Below are 21,190 nucleotides of genomic sequence, written 5' to 3'. Positions count from 1 at the left end.
AACGATTTGGGTACTATCGAAAAAGCCACTTTTGTCTTGATTACAAAAGTGGCTTTTTTAATTCCTGCTATTTCTTCAGCGTTTCTTCAAACAGCTTCAAAATACGTTTGTACTCGTCGGCCCAGCTGCTGGGTTCGGTAAAGCCATGGTCTTCTACAGGGTAGGGCGCCAGCGACCAGTTGTCTTTATGCAGTTCGATCAAACGTTGCGTCAGGCGAACTATATCCTGGAAGTTTACATTTTGGTCTACCATGCCATGCGCCATCAGCAAGTTTCCTTTTAAGCCGTTCGCAAAGTAAATAGGCGAGCTTTGCTTGTAAGCTTTCTCATCATTATACGGTTCGTTCAGGATGTTGGCGGTATAACCATGGTTATAATGTGCCCAATCTGTAACAGAACGCAGTGCACCGCCCGCGGCGAAAACATCAGGTTGGGTAAACATGGCCATCAGGGTAATGAAACCGCCGTAAGATCCACCATACAAGCCTACATTCTTTGGGTTAACACCGTATTTGTCTACCAGCATTTTCACGCCGTCAACCTGGTCGGTCAGGTCTTTACCACCCATATGGCGGTAAATTCCGGTACGCCAGTCGCGGCCATAGCCAGAGCTGCCGGTGTAATCCACATCCAGCACGGTATAGCCCATATCTGTTAACAGGTTATTGAACATGTATTCGCGGAAGTACTGGCTCCAGTAATAATGTACGTTTTGCAGGTAACCTGCGCCGTGTACAAACACTACAGCTGGATGCGAAGGGGCCGGATTAGCCGGTACATACAAACGCGCATATACATCACTGCCGTAACGGTTTTTAAAGGTAATTACCTGCGGTTCGCGCCAAGGGTAGGCTTTAAATTCTGCAGTGACAGAATTGGTAACCTGTACCGCTTTTGCACCTGCTTTGTTGGGTTGCAGGTAAAGTTCCCAAGGTTTATTAGAATAGGAATAGCGGATAGCCAGCCATTTTTCATCCGGAGAAAGTTCTACCTCGTTGCCGCCTTTCATACTTGTTAGCTTAACAGGCGTACCACCGGTAACAGGCAAACAGTAATAGTTGGTAATGCCGGGATGCTCTACGTTGGCGATGAAGTAAAATGTCTTTTTATCGTTAGAAAGATCCAGCTGTTGAACTTCCCATTTACCGCTGGTCAGTTGTTTTTTAGTGCCATTGGTTACGTCAACTACATAGATGTGCGAATAGCCTGTAGCTTCGCTCTGGTAGTACAGGTGGGTGTTATCTACCCAGCCAATAGTTCCTGCACCATACGCGCCGCCGATGCCGGGGCCACCGATCCAGGCTTCATCACGCTGACGATCCAGCAGGGAAAGTTTACCTGTTTCCGGATCAACTTTCATAATCCAGCGGTCTTTATTGTCTTGCGCAGTCACTACAGCTACGGCATTTTTACCGTCTTCTGCCCAGAAAGGGCCGTAAACGGTAACCTTACGGTCGGCGTTCAACTTCTGGCGCTGCTCTAACTGTTTAGGGTAATCCTTCACATAATCAGGCAGGTCTTTAATGCCAGGAATTTCTTTGGTAGAAATGCTGTAAACGGTATCGCGCTGTTTATCGAAAATAAAAGTTTCTGAAGTGGGTTGTGGACTGCCCACCTTGGTGCGGTTAGCAATATCTTCGGTATAGCCTGATGCGGTTACATAGTTAGGTACGTTCCCGACACGGGCGCCCTCGGCCTGCTTAATCAGCCGGTAAGTCACATACCGCTCATCTGGACTAAGCGTCAGCATCGAAACGATCTGGTCGCCTACGGCAATCTCTTTCAAACGTTTAGGCTGCAATGCTTTGCGGTCTGCTGCATCTGCTTTCTGGTCGCGGTCTTTTTCTTTGATCACATCAAAAAGTTCCAACTGCTCTGCTTTTAGCCAGCGGTCTTGCTGGTTGCCTCCGGCAGCAGCGCCGCTTTGTGGTGCACCTGCCGCTACAGGGCCGAAACCACCGCCACCGCCACGACGGCCGCCCATCATTCCTGCGACTGGTGCAGCTGTTGCCGCGCCATGCGTAATGTTAGTGAGCTGTACCAACTCGCCGGTATTCAGGTTAAGTGAGAAAAGGTTATCGCTTTTTACAAAAATAACTTTGCTTTCATTGCTGCTGAAAACCGGGTTACTTTCGCGATCTACCGTATTGGTTAATTGCCTAATACCTCCTTTAAGGTTCAGCAGGTAGATATCTCCGTTCTGTTCGTAAAGTTTACGTGTATGTTGTTTGTTCCAGATACCAAATCCTGGTAAAGAGGTTTTGCGCTCGTCAATACCTACTTTCTCTGGTTTCAGGTTAGTGGTGGTGATGCTGTATAGGGCGTCACGGTCCGCGGCTTCCGGGTTCCACATAAAATAAACCTTTTTGCCATCATCGCTCCAGCGGATGTTAGATGGCGCGGTACCCATCCATTTGGGGTCGCGCATGATCTTTTCTACAGACAGTTTTTCGGTGGTTTGCGCATAGGCAGAACCGCAGGCGGCAAGTAATAAAAAAGTAAAGATTTTGTTCATAGAATACCAGGAATGAAAATTAAAAGGTTATGAAAAACCCGTGACCGAAAGATATATCAAATTTGGCATTTACTTTGCAATATTGTAGTGACATTTACTTTCGACATAAAAACCTCTCAACATGAAAATTACAACTGTCAGAAACTCATTCCTTAGTTTAGCCGTGGCCGCTTCTTTAATCATAAACGCCGGTTGTAACTCCCTTACCAAAACGCAGAAAGGCGCTGCAATTGGTGCAGGTGCTGGTGGTACTATTGGTGCTTTTATTGGTAAAAGCGCCGGTAACACGGCCCTGGGTGCTATTATAGGTGGTGCTATTGGTGGTACTGCAGGTGCTTTTATTGGCCGTAAGATGGACCGTCAGGCAGCAGAGATACAACAAACCGTGCCGGGCGCTACCGTAACGCGCGAAGGCGAAGGTATCATTGTGAAATTTGACAGTGGTATCCTGTTTGACGTGAACAAAACCGACTTAAAAAGCGCAGCACGTACCAATCTGCAAAACCTGGCAACTTCATTGGAGAAAAACCCGGATACCAATATCCTGATCGTAGGACATACCGATAATACCGGCAGCGATCAATACAATCAGGACCTGTCCGTCCGTCGTGCGCAGTCCGTAAAAAGCTACCTGACAACCGCAGGCGTTCCTTCGGGCCGGTTAAGTACACAGGGAAAAGGCGAAAGCGAGCCTATCGGGGATAACTCAACAGAAGCCGGACGTGCGCAGAACCGTCGCGTAGAAATAGTAATCGTAGCGAACGATCAATTAAAAGAGCAGGCGCGCCAGCAAGGTGGTGAATAAACCCTGACGAAAAATACCGTGAAAACCCTCTCTTACAGAGGGTTTTTTTGTGCGCGAAACATTCGGTTACGCCGGTTATTTTTGTAGTATGAAAAAGAGGATAAGCTTACTACTTGTAACCATGCTATACTTAGCAACGGTACCGGGTTTAGGACTTAACCTGAACAACAACCTAAACCCAACTAAACCCCATAAAGACCAGGCGCAGTCAAGAAAAACTGTGATTGCACACCTGCCCATAAAAGAATGCTGCCGAAAGAAACGTCACAAAGCCAGTGAAACAGAACCTGCTGCTACTTCGCTGCTTTCGAAAATTTTCATGATCGACTTACCGAAACTGCCCTTCGAAAATACGCTGCCCGCTCAGAAAGAGAACGCCGCGCCGGACTGTCCTTACAAGGATAGCAACCGGGTAAAGTGCGTTATATAATTTGCTGGCTGGCAAAAACCAGTTCGCCACGTCTGCCGCTTTCGCCGCATTTACCACATCTGCCGCATTTACCGGGCCGGCCATAGGTTTTATGACTTTTAAGTAAGGATCAGTGCCAGTTTGTTGACAGTATTATCCGTTAAAAGTACTGGTAATATGCGCCAGGTGGTGGCGGCCATGCCAGGCGTAAATAGCCAGGTTCCTTTTTAAGGGTACCGAGCTTTGGTGCTGCGGATGGAAAAAGGTACGGTCCCACTGTTCTTCTGTCAGTGATTCAAACAAAGCGCCCAGGTGCTGGTGGATACCTTCCAGCATTTTTAAAGAAGATTCTACCGGCAGCCTGTAATCTGGCAGCAGCGCCCAGGCCGGTTCGTCGTAAGGTTTAATCGTAGGGTTCTCTTCTGTTAATGCCAGCTTAAATCTCATCAGGGCATTCATGTGGCTGTCTGCCAGGTGATGAACAACTTGCTTAACGGTCCACCCGCCCGGCCGGTAAGGCGTATTTAACTGGTGCTCGTTCAGCCCGATCACGGCTGCGCGTACCAGACCTGGTAAAGCCTTAATCTCGGCAATCCAGTTGCGAAAATCTTCATCGGTATAAGAAAGCGGGGCAACAAATTTTCCCACAGGATATTTTAAGGTTTCTTCCATAGCTGGCAGTGTTAAATAAAAAGAGAAACAAGGGGTTGTTTAAAAATATTCTATACTTGCCTTATTAATGCAAGGGCCAATAAGCTTTGCTGAAATCCGGCGTTTTGTAAGTGCTATTTTAATAAAAAATGATCAAAAAGTTACTATTCCTTTTCCTGATATATTTTACCCATAGCGCTTATGCTGATACCATTAAAACCGATGTACTGGTAATAGGTGGCAGTGCCAGCGGAACAGCAGCGGCAATACAATGTGCCCGAAGCAAAGTAAAGACGCTTTTGGTAGAACCGGGCCCATGGCTTGGCGGTACCATGACAGCGGGTGGGATGTGTGTGCTTACCGCAAATAGCGACATGCCAGGCGGTATATGGGGCGAGTTCCGGAAAAAAGTGATGCAGTTTTACAGTAAAGTTCCGGGCTATGATACTACCGCCAATGCGGCTCTTCGATTTGAACCTTTTACCGGCGCCAGCATCCTGAAGAAACTGACCGATACCGTAAAGAACCTGACCGTACGGATGAACACCAACTGGACTAACGTAAAGAAAGACGGTACGGGCTGGGAAGTTTCGATCCTGTTAGCGGAGAAGCTAACAACCGTTAAGGCGCAGGTATTGGTAGACGCGACAGAGTTTGGCGATGTGGTAGCAAAAGCGGGTGCCATTATGACCAGTGGGACTGAAGGCCGGGGCGATACCGGCGAAAAGCTGGCCCCCGAGAATGCGACGAACATAATACGTGATATTACGTGGCCGCTGATTGTGAAAGATTATGGTGCGGCTGCCGACCGCACGATTGCCAAACCCGCAGGCTATGACCCCTCTTTATATACCTGTCTGAAAGCGGCTGATGTAAAGCGAATTTTAGCTGAAGGACGCTTGCCAAACGACAAATTTTTATTGAACACCTGCGCAAATACCTACCATGTTTACCCGGATGATTTGAGTCCGGATAAGCGCGAGGATTATTTTAAGACCTTCCGCGAGCGTACGCTTGGTTTGCTGTACTACGTGCAAACTACTTTAAAATATAAGAACCTGGGCGTCGATGATGAGTTTAACACGCCCGATAATTTACCGTACATCCCCTACGTACGCGAATACAGGCACGTGAAGGGCCAGGTAAGAATGGTATTGGATGATATCCTGAAGCCGTACAACCGCGAATCTAAACTATACCGTACATCAATCGGCGTGAGTGATGCCGCACCGGATATAACATCTGCGGGTATCGCCTACCCGCCTTTTCCGGCATTTAGTATCCCGATGGGTGCGGTAATTGTGAAGGATATGGATAACTTGCTGGTGACGGAAAAAGCCATTTCTGTTACCCACCTGGCTAATGCAGGTACTTGCGACCCTGCCGTGCAGATGGTGCTTGGACAAGGTGCCGGGACAGTGGCAGCTTACTGCGCTTTCTTTAAAACCACTACCCAGAAATTAAACGTCCGCATTATCCAGGGCGAACTGCTTGATTTTAAAGGTTACCTGCTGCCGCTGAGCGATATTAAGTTTACCGACCCTGATTTTCGCGCCATTCAGCAAGTGGCAGCGACAGGTTTGCTCGAAAGTATTCCGGTGCCAACGGCAGACCATCGTGTGAAACTTTGTTTCGCGCCAGATTCAGCAGTACGGACGTCGGAGGTAAAACCTGTATTGAATGAAATTTATACCCGTGGTTTTCTATGGTTTAACAAGTTTAAGCCCGGCGAATATTTTACCGTAGATAACCTGATGAACCTGGTAAGCGATATTACCCTGAGCGATCCAAAAACGTTGGAAACTACGCTTCGCAACCAGTGGAAAACCGTTTATAAGTTCAAGGACGATTATAACCCCAACCGTCCGGCTACGCGTCGCGAGTTTGCCGTGCTGACCAACAAGTATCTAAATCCTTTTGCCCGTAGGGTAGACATTGCGGGCAGGTTATTAAATTAATTCTCTTTTAGTTTACCGTGCAGTTCGGGATTCTGGGGAGGAAGCTTTTTTACTTCCATCTCTACCTCCTCCTGTTTTACATGTACCGCATATTCTGCCGGTTCAAGGTAGCTGCCATTGGCTTCTGCAAAAACTTGCGTAAACTCTGCGCCAATGTACAGGATGGCCGCTGTGTAATAGATCCATACCAATACGACGATGATAGAACCCGCAGCCCCGTAAGCAGAACCCTGCGCCGAGTAACGCAGATAAATACTGATCAGGAACTGACCGATCATAAACAAGATGGCGGTAAAAAATGCACCAGAGCGCACATCTTTCCACTTGATCTTCACATCCGGAAGAAACTTGAAAATGATACCGAACAGCGTAGAAATCACTAAGAAGGAAATCCCAAGATTGATCAGTTCGATGAGGCGCTCTGTAATAACCGGTAAAAAATGACTGATCTTGTCGCTGATGGCATTCACAATAATGTTCACCAACAGCGAAACCAACAACAGGAAGCCCAAACTGACAATCAGCGAAAACGAAATAAAGCGATTTTGCAGCATCTTTAACCAACCCTTTTTAGGTTTGGCTTTTACCCGCCAGATCATATTCAGCGAATCTTGTATTTCTATAAAAATACTGCTGGCACCGATGAGCAGGGTAACAATGCCGGATATTAAAGCAATGCCGGATTTTCCTGAGAATTGCAGGTTTTTGATCACATCCTGTATCTGTTTTGCGGCCTCTTTTCCTACATACTGGTCTATCTGGTGATAAAGCGAGTCGCTGGCGCTGGTGGCCTGCGGGCCTAAGAAAATACCTGCAAGGGACAGTATTAAGATCAATAACGGGGCTATGGAAAAAACGGTATAATAAGCAAGTGACGCGCTTAGCTTAAGGCCGTTATCATTAGAAAAGCCCGAAAACGTTGCTTTAAGCACACATAACCACCTGTTTAAATTCTCTTTGCTAAAAAACTTCATAATCCAATCAGCGCTTGGTCTGCACATCTTTAACAAAAAAGCGGCCATAAAGATTTTAAGAAGGGGTAATTGTGTAAGCCCCACCTAAACGGCGAAGCCCTCATAAGCACCTAAAAATAAACACAGCGAATAATCCTCTCCGGCAAGGTTTAAGTTATGAGCGTTAGTGAAGCTACTTTATTCACACGTGTTCATTTCTTTGTGTTCATGAGATCGCTGCGCTAAGTTCTTTTAGCCGTTAAAAGAAAGTGGCCAAAGAAACCTCGTCGCTGGCACCGCAGTGTAGCCCCACCTAAATCCTCCCCAACAGGGAGGACTTTTGTTCCCTCTCCTTTGGAGAGAGGGTTAGGGAGAAGTCCTGCGCTGGATGCGACAGATTAAAATGGTTACGTTAGGTTCATCACTATAATTTTTGCTCCTTGCGCTGGTTTGTAACCAGTGCTTAACTTTTTCTAAGCGATTGAATCGCTTTTTTCTCTTGCACGCGTTGCAAACGCGCGCAAGAAAATGAATTATTCTCAGTGTTTATTTTTAGGTGCTTATAAGGGCTTCACCGTTCAGGTGGAGCTGAACTCTCATTCTTGCTTTCTAAAGCTAAAATTTATCAAAGGGCACATCCAGCAGTTCATAATCCTGCCAGCCGTCAAAGTCGAAATGCCACCACTCTGTTTTGAGCTGTTTAAATCCATGGGCTTCCATCACGGTCTTTAACAACAGGCGGTTTTTAAGCGCTTCGGGCGGAAGATTGGCATAATCAGACGCGGCCATTTTACTAAAGCTGTCAAAACCGGTTGGCATCATTAGTTCAGCGCCGGATTTGAGCTCTATCAGCGTTAGATCCACCGCGCAGCCGCGGTTATGTTTAGAGCCGGTACGCGGGTCTGCAACAAAACCGGTATCGGGCGATGTTTCCCAAAAATCAACCGTTACACTGTATGGACGATAAGCATCAAATATTTTCAGCCCAACCCCCTTGGTTTTCAACTCCTGTTCTATATCCACCAATGCTTTGTAAACCGGCAACCTTACATAAGCCTTCGCCTGTTTGTACATTACCTGCTGCATAAAGTTGTAAGGCGTGGCATAGCGCAGATCAAGGATAATTCCGGATTCAGCCGTGCGTACCTGAACCATCAGTTTTTCAGGATGCTCTTTTACTGCTTTTTCATAGTCCTTCAACCGCTGCACACCTAACTGTTTGCTGTAATCAGGCCTTTGCGCCAACGCATTAAAGGCAAGTAAAACAAAGGAAAAGAGCAGTGGCAGTCGCGACATTTTACCGGTTTGAAACGATGAGCAGGTCTAAATCTTTACTCTGGATATTAAAGCGTTCACCCATGTGCTTATTGGTCAGGTTACCCTGGTAAATGTACACCGCATTCCGTACACCGGCTTTTTCCCAGATCACATTCTTCAGTCCGCCATGTTCGCCGATGTCCAGCAAAATCGGGGTAAAGATGTTGGTCAGGGCATACGTGGCTGTACGCGCTACGCGCGAAGCGATATTCGGCACGCAGTAGTGAATTACATCATACTTGCGGAACACCGGATGAGTATGGTTAGTAACCTCTGATGTTTCGAAACAACCGCCCTGATCGATGCTGACATCGATAATTACCGAGTTTGGCTTCATGCGGCTAACCGTAGCTTCGCTGATAATACAGGGGCTTCGACCGTCATCTGCCCGCATGGCGCCAATGGCTACATCGCAGGTGGTAATGGCCTTTTCCAACACAATAGGCTGCACTACAGAAGTAAAAATGCGGGTACCGATGTTGTTTTGTAAGCGGCGTAATTTGTATATGGATGGATCGAAAACTTTTACTTCGGCACCAAGTGAAATGGCGGTACGTGCGGCATATTCGCCTACGGTTCCGGCCCCGAGGATGACAATTTCTGTCGGTGGTACACCGGTGATTCCGCCTAACATCAAGCCCTTTCCGGCAAAAACGTTGCTCAGGTATTCTGCGGCGATAAGAATAGAAGTCGCGCCGACAATCTCGCTCATAGCGCGGATGACGGTCAAAGAACCGCCTTCATCACGCAGGTGCTCAAAAGAAAGCGCCGTGATCTTTTTATTCAGCATGGCCTGCAGGCATTCCTGTTTCAGGGTAGAAAGCTGCAGGGTGGAGAAGAGGATCTGTCCCGGCTTCATCAGATCGATCTCGCGAAGCGTCGGCGGACCGATTTTGATGATAATATCAGAAGACTCGTAAACCTGTTTTGGGTCGTAGACAATCTGCGCGCCCTGATCGCTGTAATCTTTATCAGAGAAGTTGGCAGACTGGCCGGCGTTACTTTCCAGTATCACATCGTGCCCGTTGTTCACCAGCAGGGCTACAGACAAGGGCGTTAAGGCGATGCGGTTTTCCTGGAAGGAAACCTCTTTTGGTATGCCAATATAAAGTTTGTTCTTTCTGCTTTTAACCTCAAGCATCGATTCCTGGGGTTGCATCATGGCTTGTTTAGCCACATCAGAAAACCCGCTGTATAACCCTGAACTCATGCGCTGTAATTTCCTCGGTCGATGAAGTTAGTCAAAATTTAAATATGTTCGGCAATTATTTCGCGGCTGGTGGGGCTCAACGCGCGGATACTTACTTTTACGTAATGTTCTGGCAGCAGGTCGGGTATTTTTTCGGGCCATTCGATCAGGCAGTAGTTGCCGGAGTAGAAATACTCTTCGTAGCCCATGTCCAGCGCTTCGCTCTGGTTCTTCAACCGGTAAAAATCAAAATGAAAGATACTGCCTGTAGTGCCTTTATATTCGTTGATGATTGAAAACGTGGGGCTGCTTACCGGCTCGGTAACGCTTAACCTTTCACAAATGGCTTTGGTGAAAGTGGTTTTACCGGCGCCCATTTCGCCATAAAACAGAAAAACGCGCGCATCGGCTGCAAATTCTAACAGTTTATCTGCTGCGTTAGGCAGATCCGAAAGATCGGCAATGTGTAGCGTAAGAGAGGTAGGGTTCATACGAGTACAAAGTTCGTGTTTTTAAAAATATGATTAGGGCCGGAACTTGGAATTAAAAAGTTGAGGAATATTGGTGCCCGTATTAATAAGTAAATAAAGACACTAAAGTTAATCTGCTCATAGCTTTTTAAGGCTTAGTTACTTTTTCTTAGACAAAAAGTAACCAAAAGTCAAGTCAAAACGACGCTTCGGCCCGCCCTGCCATTTTAAACGCTTTTGAGTAACCTCGCTTTGCTCGCCAAAAGCTAAAATGGCATTCACGCCATACTTCTCCGAGGGAGTCCGTTGGACCGGCCCGCACGTTTTGACGTTTAGTCCTCCGCTCGATTATATATGATTTGTAGAAGATAGAAACTCAATGACGAAGTGGCGTCACTACTCTTAGGTGTCGCATACAGCGCAGTACCTCTCCCTAACCCCCTCCAAAAAAGGGAATTTAAGCCCTCCCGACCGTTAGCAGATAGGATCAGGAAACCTACACTCCAGTTCTTCAAAAAAATGTTGTCATTCTGAACATAGTGAAGAATCTGTACTTAAGCAAACCTAAAGATGTGCTAACGACCAGGTTTTCTTTGGTTACTTCTTTCAATAGCTAATAAATTTTCAATCGGATACGATAGCAGTAATTGCCCTAACTCGCGCCAATTTTTTATTCCCTCATCATGCCCAAGCATACCGGCAATCATTGAAAAAATATCAGCAGGCGTTTTCCCTTGCTTACGAAGTGCCTGTATGGAAGTATCCCCGGCAGATTTAGAGAGTTTCAACCCGTTATTGCCTTTGATCAGCGGATGATGATAAAAGGCAGTATCAAGAAATGATTGTAAACCGAGCGATTGCGCCAGGTGGAGTTGGGCTAAGGTAGAATCCCGGAGGTCCTGCCCACGCACGATCAGGTCGACCCCGAAAAAAATATCGTCAGCAAGAGAACTAAGCTGATAGGCCGGGAAGCTATCTTTCTTCCTGACAACAAAGTTTTGCATTGAAGCCGGCAGGCGTTCTGTTGTTATTGCTTTCAACCCTTTAACTGCCACCGTAGCATCTTTAACAGTTTTTAACCGCCAACTGCTTTCAGGAGTGTTAAGGTCTTTGTGCTGAATAAGACAGGTTCCGGGATAAGTTTCATCATTGCTAAACCGCTTGATATCAGCCCTTGAACAGGTGCATGCAAAAACCAATTGCTGCTGCCTCAACTGCTCCAGCAGCTTTTTATAATGCTCCATCCGGTGCAACTGCGACCAGTTTTCCTGATAATCAGCATAACCCTTTGGCCCTTCGTGCCATGGAATTTCCAGAAAGTTAAGGGTATCAAAAATATCCTGAACAAAAGCAGGATTCACCCTTGCCTGATCCAGGTCGTCGATGCGCAATAATATTTTCGCGCCATACTGCTCTGCTAAAGCCGCTGTAACCGCAAACGACAGTACATTACCTACATGCAGAAATCCGCTGGGTGTGGGTGCAATTCGGGTACGGGTGAAAGTTGTTTCAGAAGCCATCGCACCGAAAATAAGCGTTTACTGTAATTTGTTCAACAGTTGTTTAATTTCCCTCTTCCCCCTCCCCGGAGAAGGGGGAGGAAGGAATCGCACTTCTCGAGCTTATATCGTTCTACCGGTTCCCTGATAGTTTGATGAACAAAAAAAAGCCCGGCAATACCGGGCTCGAAAAGAATATTTAGTGGTGCCGTCCGGCGTGCATTTGCGGCGGCCTTGGCATGTTGTGCGGCATACTATGCGGTGCTTGCACATGTGGCTGCGGCATACTGTGCATATGTTGTTGCTGCATGGCATAGTTTCGGTTTGGCAGCACGTGGTTACCGGGTGTATAAGCCGCGTTGGTACGGTTATCCGGTTGCGGCTGATTTGCCATGTTATGATTACCGTCCGGTCTTTGCAGCTGATTGTCCCTGTGATTGTAATCCATCGCATTATTACCCGCTGGATTTGCGCCCCTATCCGCCGGTTGCCTGAACCCGTGCTGATCGCCCGGGGCATAATTAGCGGCCCTTACCTGCGCCCCGCCAACCTTATTCACCGCTGCCCGCTCTGGCCGGCCTCCGTTGTTCTTAAAAAACTGACTGCGGTCTTGCATGGCATGCTGCTCATGCTGGCTTTGTTGGGCAGTAGCCTGTACATGCTGTTCTCGCATAGCGGCCAGCTCTTCGGCACGTGGTTGCGCTTGTACGCCACCCTGTCCGCCGTTAAAGCTCACCCGGTTGTTATTTACCACCGTATTGTGCACGTTCACGCTTTCATCAATATAGGTATTGTGTATCACCGTTTTATTAACGTTAACCACAGCGGTGTTGTAACGGAAGTGATCGCCAGACCATCCACCACCAACAAAACCGGTTCCACAATAGCCGTAACCGTAGTTAATGCCGCCATAAAAACCTACGTGTATGCCCCAGTACCCGGCGTGGAACCCATATACGCCGCCGGTATATCCCCAGTAAGCGGGCGTCCATAATAATCCTGGCCGCGGAGGAGCCATCCAGACACCCGGCACCCAATAATAATCCTGGATATCGTCGCTCCAAGCCCAGTAACCGGGTACCCATAAGTAACCATCAACCGGGCAGGGCGGCTGGGCATAAACCGGCAAGGGTGGCGGCGCAACATGGGCAGAAATACTAATCCCTACACTTATCTGCGCAAATACATTTGCCTTAACTAATAATATCACCAAGGCTATTAAGCCTGTTTTCAGTAGCTTCTTCATAGATTTATTGTTTAACATCATACGCATTGGATAAATTTTAATTACCAAAGTCAAATTAGAATTGGATTAGAATTTAAAGCGTAAGGCCGGTACCGGCTATAAGAAGCTTAGAAAGGGGTATAAAAAGAAAAATTCTTATGGCAGCTATAACGGTTGCCATAAGAATTAAAAAAGTATCGGTTACGCTTCGTTCTTAGGCGTATTTTCCTGTTGTAGTTTTTTAAACAGTTCGGTACCGATCAGCGCATCTACAATGCCGCCGTTTCCGCCGTCTTTACCATTGATCAATATCTCTGGCACCAGCTTGATATTGTTTTGGGCCAGCGCTTCTGCTACACGCACAATGGCATACTGCTCTGTACCCATGGCCTCGGTCTTCTGTTTGGTTACTTCGGCCTCGGCCAAACCTATCGCCTTAATTTTACCGGCTTCGGCATTACCATTTACTTCTGTAGCAGAAGCATCTGCTTTGGCAATAATGGTTTTGGCTTCTGCATCTGCCTTGGCATTAATGGTGCGGTTTTCGGCATCAGCTTTCGCGTTAATCACCCTTGACTCGGCGTCACCTTTGGCAGCGGCTACCTTTGCAGCAGCCATTTGGGTGTTGATCTCTACCTGGCGGGTTGATTTCACAATCTCGGGCTGCATATCTGCACCGGCTTTGGCACTCTCGAATTCCTTACGTTCCATTTGGGCGCTTTTCTGAATCTCCCAGGTATGGCGTTCTTCCTCGGCCAGCTTACGGTCGGTCATGGTTTTCATTAACGCTTCCGGCGGAACAATATCACCGATCAGGGTATCCACGCCGACTACGTTATAATCTGCCAATACCTGGCTTATATGGCTTTTTGCATCGTCCTGACGTTGCGAACGGTTAGTTAAGAAACCGATCACATCGCTCTTTTGCGCTGCGTTACGGAAGTAGTTGGCAATGGTAGGTTCTAACACCTGCGATACCAGGTTGCGCATTTTACCGAAACGGGCAATTACTTTTGGCGCTTCGTTACGCGGGATGTGGATAATCTGCGAAACATCCAGGTTAAAGGTAAAGCCATCGAATGAACGAACGCTGATCGTGCTTAAGTTCTTGTCCAGTTCGTGCGCTTCCATCCTACTGTTGGCCCAGTTCAAAACAATGTTGGTGGTCGGCACCACTTCAACCCCGTGGGTGTAAATGTTTACCGGGTGCTTACCGGGGTCTAACGGTTCTTCCCAAACGCCTTTCTGCCCTTTCTTCACAATGTTACCATGCTTAAAGTTATCGCCGCTGGTATCTGTACCTTCCGGCCCCACGAACGAGTTCACCACGCCGACGTAACCGATTGGGATGTGCATCATGTCCACCTGTTCCACAATCACAAACCACGGGTTCAGGTAATAAGTACCGGCCAGGATCACGTCTTCCTGCAAACCCTTTTTACCACCTGCGTGGATAAAGGCCATAGGGTCCTGGTAGTTACGGTGACCGGCTACCGAGCCGCCTGCGATCTCTCCTTTCTCTAAAGGTTCGCCATCCAAAGTGGTAATAATGCCTACCTTGTTTTCGTTGATCTGCGTTACCGGCACTTTAACGATATCGAATAAAAAGGTATTGATCCGGTAACTACCGGGCGTTAAAAAGGCAGCCTGAGGACCTTTTTGACCGTTATTATCCAGAAAAGCCTGCGAATCCTGGAACTTATCGCACTCTACCGGCCTGCCCAGCACCCGGCCGGTGTCTAACGGGGCACCGTCCTTTGCTTTTACCAGTCCAAGGTTCCCCTGTTCAATAATGGTAAAAGGTTCCATGGTAATAGCATATTGCCATGGCCACATACGCCAGTATAGTCCTGGCGCTAATGGCTTGGCCTGCATACCGGCCTCGCCTTTTGTAGCGATGATACGGCCGTCCGGCAGGCGCGTATCCCCATAAAGGGTAAACTTTTTAACGACTAAACCAATACGGTCATCCGGAACGATCACCATACCAAAGAAAACGCGCAGTACAGATTTGTACAACAGCAGCGCAGCAACGACGGGCAGCACCCACCAGAGCTTAAAAATTAAATCAGCCATTTTTTTGTTGGAATTATTTTTTGCTTTAACAGAGCCCTTAAGGTGCGGACTCCTCACAAAATGTAATAGCTTTTGTAGAACCTTAGCTATTTAACGGTATTAAGATAACGGTGATTGAGGTTTGTTACAAAGATTTTTAATTTTTTTGATCTGTTATTCAATCAAGACATTTTAACAGCTCATCACTGAAGTATTGACAGCTAAGCGCTTTGGTAGCTTCGCAGGCGATGCATCAAAGCTACTACGGAATAGTTTTTGAACTAATTACTGCACAAACTATTTGTTATGACTGATTTAACCTTAATAACCGCATATATTGGCATTCCGTCTGCCTGGCTGCTCACCATCGTAATTGCCGTGGTGAGCCTGATAGTGCAGATGCGTTTCAAAAGTAAGTTTCAGCATTATGCCGAAATACCGCTTTCTTCCGGCATGACCGGTGCGGAAGTAGCGCAAAAGATGCTGCGCGATAATTATATCAACGATGTGCAGGTAATTTCTGTAGAAGGCGAACTGACCGACCACTATAACCCGGAAAACCGCACGGTAAACCTTAGCCCGGATGTTTATTACAGCCGCAGTGTTGCCGCGGCTGCCGTAGCCGCCCACGAATGCGGGCACGCCGTGCAACATGCTAAAGCTTATAGCTGGTTAACCTTGCGTACTGCGATTGTTCCCGTCATCAGTATTGCTTCCCGGTTGGTGCAATGGACCTTGATGATCGGTGTGATGCTGCTGATTTTTAGTAATAACCCTTATATCCTGATGATCGGCGTTGCGGCATTAGCTTTGGTTACCATCTTTAGCTTTATTACCCTACCGGTAGAGTTTGATGCAAGCCGCAGGGCATTAGCCTGGCTCAACAATAATTATAGCGTAATGCAAACCAGTGAAGAGCATAGCCAGGCAAAAGATGCCTTGTGGTGGGCCGCCATGACCTATGTAGTTGCTGCGTTATCATCGCTTGCTTCCCTACTTTATTATGTATCGCTGCTGAACAGCCGCCGCGACTAACACTTTAAGTTACAAAAACATCAAACCCGCCTAACCGCGGGTTTTTTTATGCTTTAATAGGCGTTGGCAAACCACAAATAATTTAGCAATAGTTAATATCCCTGTATAAAAAACATTGCTTTTTCAAGCAACAATCCACATCTTTAAGTCCTAACCCAATACAGATTACCTTATAAGAAAAACCGATGAAAAAACTTTGCCTTATCCTTATCTGCCTGCTGCCCTTAATAGGTTTTGCCCAAAAGCGCGATAGCATCACCTACAAGGCTAAAGAAATTTATTGTGTGATGACCGGAGTGGAAAGAACCTTTAGCAGCAAACTGAAGTTTAGTGTGGATTACGGGCAGCTAACGCCCTATAACGACTTGGAGAAGAAAGCAGAAACAGACAAGCTACAGTCGTTCGACTCGGCTGCAGATGCCCTTAATTATATGGCTATGAACGGTTGGGAACTGGTAAGCACAACGCCTTATAACAGTTCATTAAATACCGATAAGTCCACTCGTTTTATGTTTATCCTGAAGCGGAAAAGATAAAAAACAGAAAAGCCTGCGTGCGCAGGCCTTTCCATTTGTATAAATAGACTCTGAAATCTGTTCCGTGATTAGTTTAAACGGTACGGCGCGATCATATAGAATTCTGGGATTTCCACATTGAAAACCGAATTATCCATGGTACGTACCATTTGGTAAGCACCTTTCATAATACCCATATCTGTCTTAAGGTTGCAACCCGAAACATATTCGTGCGACTGCCCAGGCTCTATCACCGGTTGTTCGCCAACTACGCCCTCGCCTTCCACTTCGCGATGTGTTCCGTTCGAATCAAAAATATCCCACCTCCTGCGCAGCAACTGAACTGTATAGTTGCTCAGGTTTTCGATATTTATTTTGTAGGCAAACATATAGTGATCGCCCGCCGGATTAGAATATTCGGGTTGGTATTGGGTTTCTACAGAAACTCTAACGCCGTCAGTAATTGTAGTTACCATATTAAAAAGTTGTGATGTTCAAATCTATTGATAGTTAATCAATAATCAAGCCATCTCTTCAGTATAATGTATAGCAATCTGATTCAGAATGTCTTCCACTTCTTCTAAAGTGCCTGCAGACACCAATTTCATGCGAAATTCTTTAAAATGATCTATGCCTTTAAAGTAATTTGAGTAGTGCCTGCGCATCTCAAAAATACCGGTTTTTAGTCCTTTCCAGGCAACAGATTTCTCTAAGTGTGTACGGCATACCTCAATCCGCTCGGCAATGGTAGGCCCTTGCAGCTTTTCGCCGGTGGCAAAGAAATGTTTAACCTCGCGGAAAATCCAGGGATAACCGATAGCTGCGCGACCGATCATCATGCCGTCTACGCCGTATTCCAAACGCCAGTTCGCCGCTTTCTCGGGCGAATCGATGTCGCCGTTACCAAAAATCGGTATCTGGATGCGCGGGTTCCGTTTAATCTCGCGGATCAGCGTCCAGTCTGCCACACCCTTATACATCTGGGCACGGGTGCGTCCGTGTATAGTCAGTGCTTTAATGCCGATATCCTGTAACCGCTCGGCTACTTCGTATACGTTCTTGGTGTTATCGTCCCAGCCCAAACGGGTTTTTACAGTCACAGGCAGGTGCGTAGCATTCACCACGGCCTTGGTCATGGCTACCATTTTATCAATATCCTGCAGCAAACTTGCACCAGCGCCGCGGCAAGCCACATTTTTTACCGGGCAGCCGTAGTTAATATCGATCAGATCCGGCCCGGCCTGGGTAGATATCTCCGTTGCTTTACGCATGTGCTCGATATCGCTGCCGAATATCTGGATGCCTATCGGCCGTTCGTATTCAAAAATATCCAGCTTTTGCCGGCTTTTAGCCGCATCGCGGATCAATCCTTCAGACGAGATGAACTCGGTGTACATCATGTCGGCCCCGTTTTGCTTGCATACGTACCTGAACGGCGGATCACTTACGTCCTCCATCGGTGCCAGCAGCAGCGGGAACTCTCCTAAATCTATATTTCCTATTTGCACAGACATGGCTTATCTTTAAGCGCTGCAAATTTACAAATATTTAACCACATGACAGACAGGCCCTATAGCCAGATGCATCCCGGATTACAACTGCTGCTTTTTGTGGTGGTTTGTGCCGTAACGATACTGGCAGGTTACTTTATCGGGTCTGCTATTATTACTGCCCTCTACGGCGTTAATACGCTGATGGACATTGCACAGCTGAATATCAGCACCGCAAACGATGTGCGCGCGTTATGGATCTTGCAGATCGTGAGTACCACCATCCCGTTAGGTATTATCCCTATTTTCTTTGCTTATGTGGTGGTGAAAGAACCGCGCGGGTATCTAAAGTTCAGCCGTTTTAACCCTATACTTCTATTTGTCGTGTTGCTGATCATGTTCATGTCGCTCCCTGTAGAGGAAGTTTTAAGCAACCTGAACCAGCGTTTAACCTTACCGTCTGCGCTGAATGATGTAGAGCAATGGATGAAGGCTTCTGAAAAGCAGGCCGAGCGCGTCACCAACATCATCCTAAAGATGAACACGCCGCTGGACCTGGTCAAGGTGCTGCTATTGGTAGCCGCCACTACCGCCATTGTAGAAGAACTGATGTTCCGCGGCAGCCTGCAAACCATCTTTATCCGATGGAGCCGTAACCCCCATGCAGGCATCTGGATCACCGCTGCACTGTTCAGCGCTTTCCACATGGAATTTTTTGGCTTCCTGCCACGGCTGATGCTCGGCGTATTCTTCGGTTATTTTGTTTACTGGAGCGGCAGTATCTGGCCGGCCATCTGGGGCCACTTCCTGAACAACGGCACCGCCGTTGTGCTTACCTATTTATTTCAGCATAAGCTGATTAAAGATAACCCCGAAGAACAACACATTTTTAGTTACAGCGGGTATCTGTTCAGTATGATTATTACCGTACTTTTGTTCGTTAATTTCCGCAATATCAGTTTAAGGGGAAGGCACAGCACATCTGATGGAGCATAACTGGGTTAAAATTTTCGTTTCCACTAATTATTACCAGGCCGAAATGGTGAAGCAGATGCTGATTGAAAACCAAATCGGTGCGGTATTATTGAATAAACAGGATTCATCACACCGCAATTTCGGCAATATTGAAGTATACATTCATGAGCAGGATTTTAGCCAGGCCGTAGAGATGATGATCCTGAACCAGATTAATATATGAAAACACGCGCCATTACCGGCTTTTTCTTTGTTGTAATAATGCTCGGTTCTTTTTTTGCCGGGCCTATCGTTTATTCAGTATTCTTTTGTTTACTGAGCCTGTTATGTTTACAGGAGTTTTACCGCCTTGTGCGCGGTGCAGGTATCGCAGTGAACCAGCAAACCGGTTTAGTTAACGGTGCAGGGATTTTTGCAGCGGTTGCGCTGTCTTTTTACCTCAACAATGCCTTACTCTCTCACAAGTTAGTGTTATTGTTAGCAGTAACCCTGAGCAGTATCTTCATCCAGGAATTATTTAAAAGATCAGAAACGCCATTCACCAACATCGGGTTTACTTTTTTAGGGCTGATCTTCACCATCGTCCCTTTTAGCTTCTTTCATGCGCTGGGTTTTGTTAACGGGGCTTTCAACAGCCACTTCCCTATGGCTTTCCTGATCATGCTTTGGGCGAATGATACCGGCGCTTACCTTAGCGGCAGGTGGCTGGGCCGAACCAAGTTATTTGAACGGCATTCGCCCAAGAAGACCTGGGAAGGTTTCTTCGGCGGCGTGGTGATCGCCTCGCTGGCCGGTTTTATCATCAGTTTATATTTTAAAGAACTGCTTTGGAACCAGTGGATATCAGCAGCCATCATTATCGGGTGTGTAGGTACGATGGGCGATTTAGTGGAATCCATGTTTAAACGCAGCCTGAATATTAAGGATAGCGGCGGTATCCTGCCCGGGCACGGCGGCCTGCTGGACCGCTTCGACGGATTGCTTTTAGCCGCCCCTATCGTTTATACCTACCTGTACTTCGTGCTAAATTAGTGTGCGTGTGTTAATGGTTATCCATTACATAATCATACATTTGCAAAAATATTTTATATCAGAATGACAATTCATAAAGAAGGATATACCTCTATCGCGCTATGTATCCTGTTTATTTTTGTGCTTAACGCCGTGATCCAGTTTTTTTACCCACAGGCGTTTACGCTTAAATGGATCATCTATATTTTTTCTGCATTACTGTTCCTGATCATCCTGCAATTTTTCCGCAGCCCGATCTTTAAGATCAACCAGGACGAAACCAAAGTGCTTTGCCCGGCAGATGGTAAAGTAGTGGTGATTGAAGAAACAGAAGAAGGCGAAGTACTGAAAGATAAACGCATCCAGATCTCTGTATTTATGTCGCCGGTTAATGTGCACGTTAACCGCAACCCCATCAGCGGTGTGGTGAAATATTTTAAATACCACCCTGGTAAATACCTGGTTGCGTGGCATCCGAAATCGTCTACTGAAAACGAGCGTACCACCATCGTGATCGAAAACAGCGCTGGCCAGGATGTACTGTTCCGCCAGATTGCCGGTGCGATGGCCCGCCGCATTGTATGGTATGTAAAAGAAGGTGACCAGGTAGAACAAGGCGGCCAATTTGGCTTTATAAAATTTGGTTCGCGCGTAGATATTTTCTTACCTTTAGGTTCAAAGGTTAATGTTAACCTTGGCGAAGTGGTAAAAGGCGGCCGCACAGTGCTGGCCGAACTACCCGCATAACCCTATTCGTATTAAACCAAATAAAACAAAGAGAATGAAAAAAGTAACTTTAATGCTGGCTTTAGCCTTTTCAGTAGCAACAGTTGGTTCTTTTGCTGCAGATAAAGATAAAGGCATGAAATGCGCACCTGGAAAATCTTGCTGCAAAAAGATGACTAAAGCGTCTGCTGCAGAAAAAGCTAAATGCAAAAAAATGTGCGAAGCTGCAGAAAAGAAAGCGGCCTAAGCATTCTGAAATCATTTTAAGGAAAAGCCTTTTGCATACGCAGAAGGCTTTTTTTGTTGCTGGCGGTAAAAACCTTTTAAAGTTTAAAAAGTTATAATGCGGTAAAATTAATACCTGTATACGCGCGTTATTACGCTACAGATTT

21 protein-coding genes are annotated in these 21,190 nt (G+C 46.7%); 10 read left to right on the top strand and 11 right to left on the bottom strand.

Annotated elements, in window-relative coordinates; translation table 11 throughout:
• Positions 1–67 precede the first annotated feature (67 nt).
• Positions 68–2,515 carry a prolyl oligopeptidase family serine peptidase gene (locus tag MUY27_RS18845; RefSeq protein WP_245132702.1) on the bottom strand — a complete coding sequence of 816 codons (2,448 nt, stop codon included), beginning with the start codon at positions 2,513–2,515 and terminating at the stop codon, positions 68–70.
• A 121-nt stretch (positions 2,516–2,636) separates the two neighbouring features.
• Between MUY27_RS18845 and MUY27_RS18840 the strand changes: the two genes are divergently transcribed.
• A complete protein-coding gene (locus MUY27_RS18840) occupies positions 2,637–3,320 on the top strand; it encodes a YiaD family glycine zipper/OmpA-like lipoprotein (protein WP_245132701.1) in 684 nt (227 codons plus the stop codon).
• Positions 3,321–3,441: 121 nt separating this feature from the next.
• Positions 3,442–3,750: a hypothetical protein gene (locus MUY27_RS18835; RefSeq protein ID WP_245132700.1), complete on the top strand. Its 309-nt coding sequence runs from the start codon at positions 3,442–3,444 to the stop codon at positions 3,748–3,750.
• Between the two features lie 132 nt (positions 3,751–3,882).
• Here the strand turns inward: MUY27_RS18835 and MUY27_RS18830 are convergent, their stop codons facing one another.
• Positions 3,883–4,401, bottom strand: coding sequence for a YfiT family bacillithiol transferase (locus MUY27_RS18830; protein ID WP_245132698.1), 519 nt, complete (start codon positions 4,399–4,401; stop codon positions 3,883–3,885).
• A gap of 128 nt (positions 4,402–4,529) precedes the next feature.
• Here MUY27_RS18830 and MUY27_RS18825 point away from each other — a divergent pair, with 128 nt between their 5' ends.
• Positions 4,530–6,338 (top strand): FAD-dependent oxidoreductase, encoded by a 1,809-nt coding sequence (locus MUY27_RS18825; RefSeq protein WP_245132696.1) that lies wholly within the window; start codon positions 4,530–4,532, stop codon positions 6,336–6,338.
• On the opposite strand, the gene MUY27_RS18820 is transcribed toward MUY27_RS18825, so the two are convergent.
• From MUY27_RS18820 to MUY27_RS18790, 7 genes are all read right to left on the bottom strand, one after another.
• Complete coding sequence (locus MUY27_RS18820) at positions 6,335–7,312, bottom strand: YihY/virulence factor BrkB family protein (RefSeq protein ID WP_245132694.1); 978 nt, start codon at positions 7,310–7,312, stop codon at positions 6,335–6,337. The genes MUY27_RS18825 and MUY27_RS18820 overlap by 4 nt on opposite strands.
• 594 nt (positions 7,313–7,906) lie before the next feature.
• Complete coding sequence (locus MUY27_RS18815; protein ID WP_245132692.1) at positions 7,907–8,587, bottom strand: M15 family metallopeptidase; 681 nt, start codon at positions 8,585–8,587, stop codon at positions 7,907–7,909.
• A gap of 1 nt (position 8,588) precedes the next feature.
• The gene (locus MUY27_RS18810) at positions 8,589–9,818 is read right to left on the bottom strand and encodes an alanine dehydrogenase (protein ID WP_245132690.1); all 1,230 of its coding nucleotides are present in this window, start codon (positions 9,816–9,818) and stop codon (positions 8,589–8,591) included.
• A 38-nt stretch (positions 9,819–9,856) separates the two neighbouring features.
• Entirely contained in the window at positions 9,857–10,288 is a 432-nt protein-coding gene (tsaE, locus tag MUY27_RS18805) for a tRNA (adenosine(37)-N6)-threonylcarbamoyltransferase complex ATPase subunit type 1 TsaE (protein ID WP_245132688.1), read from the bottom strand.
• Between the two features lie 554 nt (positions 10,289–10,842).
• Complete coding sequence (locus MUY27_RS18800) at positions 10,843–11,787, bottom strand: glutamate--tRNA ligase family protein (RefSeq protein WP_245132686.1); 945 nt, start codon at positions 11,785–11,787, stop codon at positions 10,843–10,845.
• A gap of 178 nt (positions 11,788–11,965) precedes the next feature.
• A complete protein-coding gene (locus MUY27_RS18795) occupies positions 11,966–13,012 on the bottom strand; it encodes a YXWGXW repeat-containing protein (RefSeq protein ID WP_245132684.1) in 1,047 nt (348 codons plus the stop codon).
• A 180-nt stretch (positions 13,013–13,192) separates the two neighbouring features.
• A complete protein-coding gene (locus MUY27_RS18790) occupies positions 13,193–15,067 on the bottom strand; it encodes an SPFH domain-containing protein (RefSeq protein WP_245132682.1) in 1,875 nt (624 codons plus the stop codon).
• A gap of 285 nt (positions 15,068–15,352) precedes the next feature.
• Here MUY27_RS18790 and MUY27_RS18785 point away from each other — a divergent pair, with 285 nt between their 5' ends.
• Both MUY27_RS18785 and MUY27_RS18780 read left to right on the top strand, forming a co-directional pair.
• Positions 15,353–16,081, top strand: a complete 729-nt coding sequence (locus MUY27_RS18785) for a zinc metallopeptidase (RefSeq protein WP_245132680.1) — start codon at positions 15,353–15,355, stop codon at positions 16,079–16,081.
• 185 nt (positions 16,082–16,266) lie between these two features.
• Entirely contained in the window at positions 16,267–16,617 is a 351-nt protein-coding gene (locus tag MUY27_RS18780; protein ID WP_245132678.1) for a DUF4177 domain-containing protein, read from the top strand.
• A 68-nt stretch (positions 16,618–16,685) separates the two neighbouring features.
• Here the strand turns inward: MUY27_RS18780 and apaG are convergent, their stop codons facing one another.
• Both apaG and dusB read right to left on the bottom strand, forming a co-directional pair.
• On the bottom strand, positions 16,686–17,072 hold the full coding sequence (apaG, locus tag MUY27_RS18775; protein ID WP_245132676.1) for a Co2+/Mg2+ efflux protein ApaG: 387 nt from the start codon (positions 17,070–17,072) through the stop codon (positions 16,686–16,688).
• A gap of 45 nt (positions 17,073–17,117) precedes the next feature.
• Complete coding sequence (dusB, locus tag MUY27_RS18770; protein ID WP_245132673.1) at positions 17,118–18,110, bottom strand: tRNA dihydrouridine synthase DusB; 993 nt, start codon at positions 18,108–18,110, stop codon at positions 17,118–17,120.
• A 42-nt stretch (positions 18,111–18,152) separates the two neighbouring features.
• Here dusB and MUY27_RS18765 point away from each other — a divergent pair, with 42 nt between their 5' ends.
• From MUY27_RS18765 to MUY27_RS18745, 5 genes are all read left to right on the top strand, one after another.
• A complete protein-coding gene (locus MUY27_RS18765; protein ID WP_245132671.1) occupies positions 18,153–19,082 on the top strand; it encodes a CPBP family intramembrane glutamic endopeptidase in 930 nt (309 codons plus the stop codon).
• Complete coding sequence (locus tag MUY27_RS18760; RefSeq protein ID WP_245132669.1) at positions 19,072–19,284, top strand: putative signal transducing protein; 213 nt, start codon at positions 19,072–19,074, stop codon at positions 19,282–19,284. The genes MUY27_RS18765 and MUY27_RS18760 overlap by 11 nt, the downstream gene beginning before the upstream one ends.
• On the top strand, positions 19,281–20,093 hold the full coding sequence (locus MUY27_RS18755; RefSeq protein ID WP_245132667.1) for a phosphatidate cytidylyltransferase: 813 nt from the start codon (positions 19,281–19,283) through the stop codon (positions 20,091–20,093). Before MUY27_RS18760 ends, MUY27_RS18755 begins: the two co-directional genes overlap by 4 nt.
• Positions 20,094–20,156: 63 nt before the next feature.
• Positions 20,157–20,819, top strand: coding sequence for a phosphatidylserine decarboxylase family protein (locus tag MUY27_RS18750; RefSeq protein ID WP_245132665.1), 663 nt, complete (start codon positions 20,157–20,159; stop codon positions 20,817–20,819).
• A gap of 34 nt (positions 20,820–20,853) precedes the next feature.
• Complete coding sequence (locus MUY27_RS18745; protein WP_245132663.1) at positions 20,854–21,045, top strand: hypothetical protein; 192 nt, start codon at positions 20,854–20,856, stop codon at positions 21,043–21,045.
• Positions 21,046–21,190: the final 145 nt, after the last annotated feature.

The sequence above is a fragment of the Mucilaginibacter straminoryzae genome, from assembly GCF_022953055.1.
Lineage (GTDB): Bacteria > Bacteroidota > Bacteroidia > Sphingobacteriales > Sphingobacteriaceae > Mucilaginibacter > Mucilaginibacter straminoryzae.
The sequence above is the reverse complement of the archived record's forward strand: the minus strand, read 5'-3'. Positions and strand labels throughout refer to the sequence as shown.

What these genes read in the sequence shown, in the direction of transcription:
- MUY27_RS18845 (WP_245132702.1), bottom strand. Translation starts at nt 2,515, where the DNA reads ATGAACAAAATCTTTACTTTTTTATTACTTGCCGCCTGCGGTTCTGCC.
- MUY27_RS18840 (WP_245132701.1), top strand. Translation starts at nt 2,637, where the DNA reads ATGAAAATTACAACTGTCAGAAACTCATTCCTTAGTTTAGCCGTGGCC.
- MUY27_RS18835 (WP_245132700.1), top strand. Translation starts at nt 3,442, where the DNA reads ATGCTATACTTAGCAACGGTACCGGGTTTAGGACTTAACCTGAACAAC.
- MUY27_RS18830 (WP_245132698.1), bottom strand. Translation starts at nt 4,401, where the DNA reads ATGGAAGAAACCTTAAAATATCCTGTGGGAAAATTTGTTGCCCCGCTT.
- MUY27_RS18825 (WP_245132696.1), top strand. Translation starts at nt 4,530, where the DNA reads ATGATCAAAAAGTTACTATTCCTTTTCCTGATATATTTTACCCATAGC.
- MUY27_RS18820 (WP_245132694.1), bottom strand. Translation starts at nt 7,312, where the DNA reads ATGAAGTTTTTTAGCAAAGAGAATTTAAACAGGTGGTTATGTGTGCTT.
- MUY27_RS18815 (WP_245132692.1), bottom strand. Translation starts at nt 8,587, where the DNA reads ATGTCGCGACTGCCACTGCTCTTTTCCTTTGTTTTACTTGCCTTTAAT.
- MUY27_RS18810 (WP_245132690.1), bottom strand. Translation starts at nt 9,818, where the DNA reads ATGAGTTCAGGGTTATACAGCGGGTTTTCTGATGTGGCTAAACAAGCC.
- tsaE (WP_245132688.1), bottom strand. Translation starts at nt 10,288, where the DNA reads ATGAACCCTACCTCTCTTACGCTACACATTGCCGATCTTTCGGATCTG.
- MUY27_RS18800 (WP_245132686.1), bottom strand. Translation starts at nt 11,787, where the DNA reads ATGGCTTCTGAAACAACTTTCACCCGTACCCGAATTGCACCCACACCC.
- MUY27_RS18795 (WP_245132684.1), bottom strand. Translation starts at nt 13,012, where the DNA reads ATGAAGAAGCTACTGAAAACAGGCTTAATAGCCTTGGTGATATTATTA.
- MUY27_RS18790 (WP_245132682.1), bottom strand. Translation starts at nt 15,067, where the DNA reads ATGGCTGATTTAATTTTTAAGCTCTGGTGGGTGCTGCCCGTCGTTGCT.
- MUY27_RS18785 (WP_245132680.1), top strand. Translation starts at nt 15,353, where the DNA reads ATGACTGATTTAACCTTAATAACCGCATATATTGGCATTCCGTCTGCC.
- MUY27_RS18780 (WP_245132678.1), top strand. Translation starts at nt 16,267, where the DNA reads ATGAAAAAACTTTGCCTTATCCTTATCTGCCTGCTGCCCTTAATAGGT.
- apaG (WP_245132676.1), bottom strand. Translation starts at nt 17,072, where the DNA reads ATGGTAACTACAATTACTGACGGCGTTAGAGTTTCTGTAGAAACCCAA.
- dusB (WP_245132673.1), bottom strand. Translation starts at nt 18,110, where the DNA reads ATGTCTGTGCAAATAGGAAATATAGATTTAGGAGAGTTCCCGCTGCTG.
- MUY27_RS18765 (WP_245132671.1), top strand. Translation starts at nt 18,153, where the DNA reads ATGACAGACAGGCCCTATAGCCAGATGCATCCCGGATTACAACTGCTG.
- MUY27_RS18760 (WP_245132669.1), top strand. Translation starts at nt 19,072, where the DNA reads ATGGAGCATAACTGGGTTAAAATTTTCGTTTCCACTAATTATTACCAG.
- MUY27_RS18755 (WP_245132667.1), top strand. Translation starts at nt 19,281, where the DNA reads ATGAAAACACGCGCCATTACCGGCTTTTTCTTTGTTGTAATAATGCTC.
- MUY27_RS18750 (WP_245132665.1), top strand. Translation starts at nt 20,157, where the DNA reads ATGACAATTCATAAAGAAGGATATACCTCTATCGCGCTATGTATCCTG.
- MUY27_RS18745 (WP_245132663.1), top strand. Translation starts at nt 20,854, where the DNA reads ATGAAAAAAGTAACTTTAATGCTGGCTTTAGCCTTTTCAGTAGCAACA.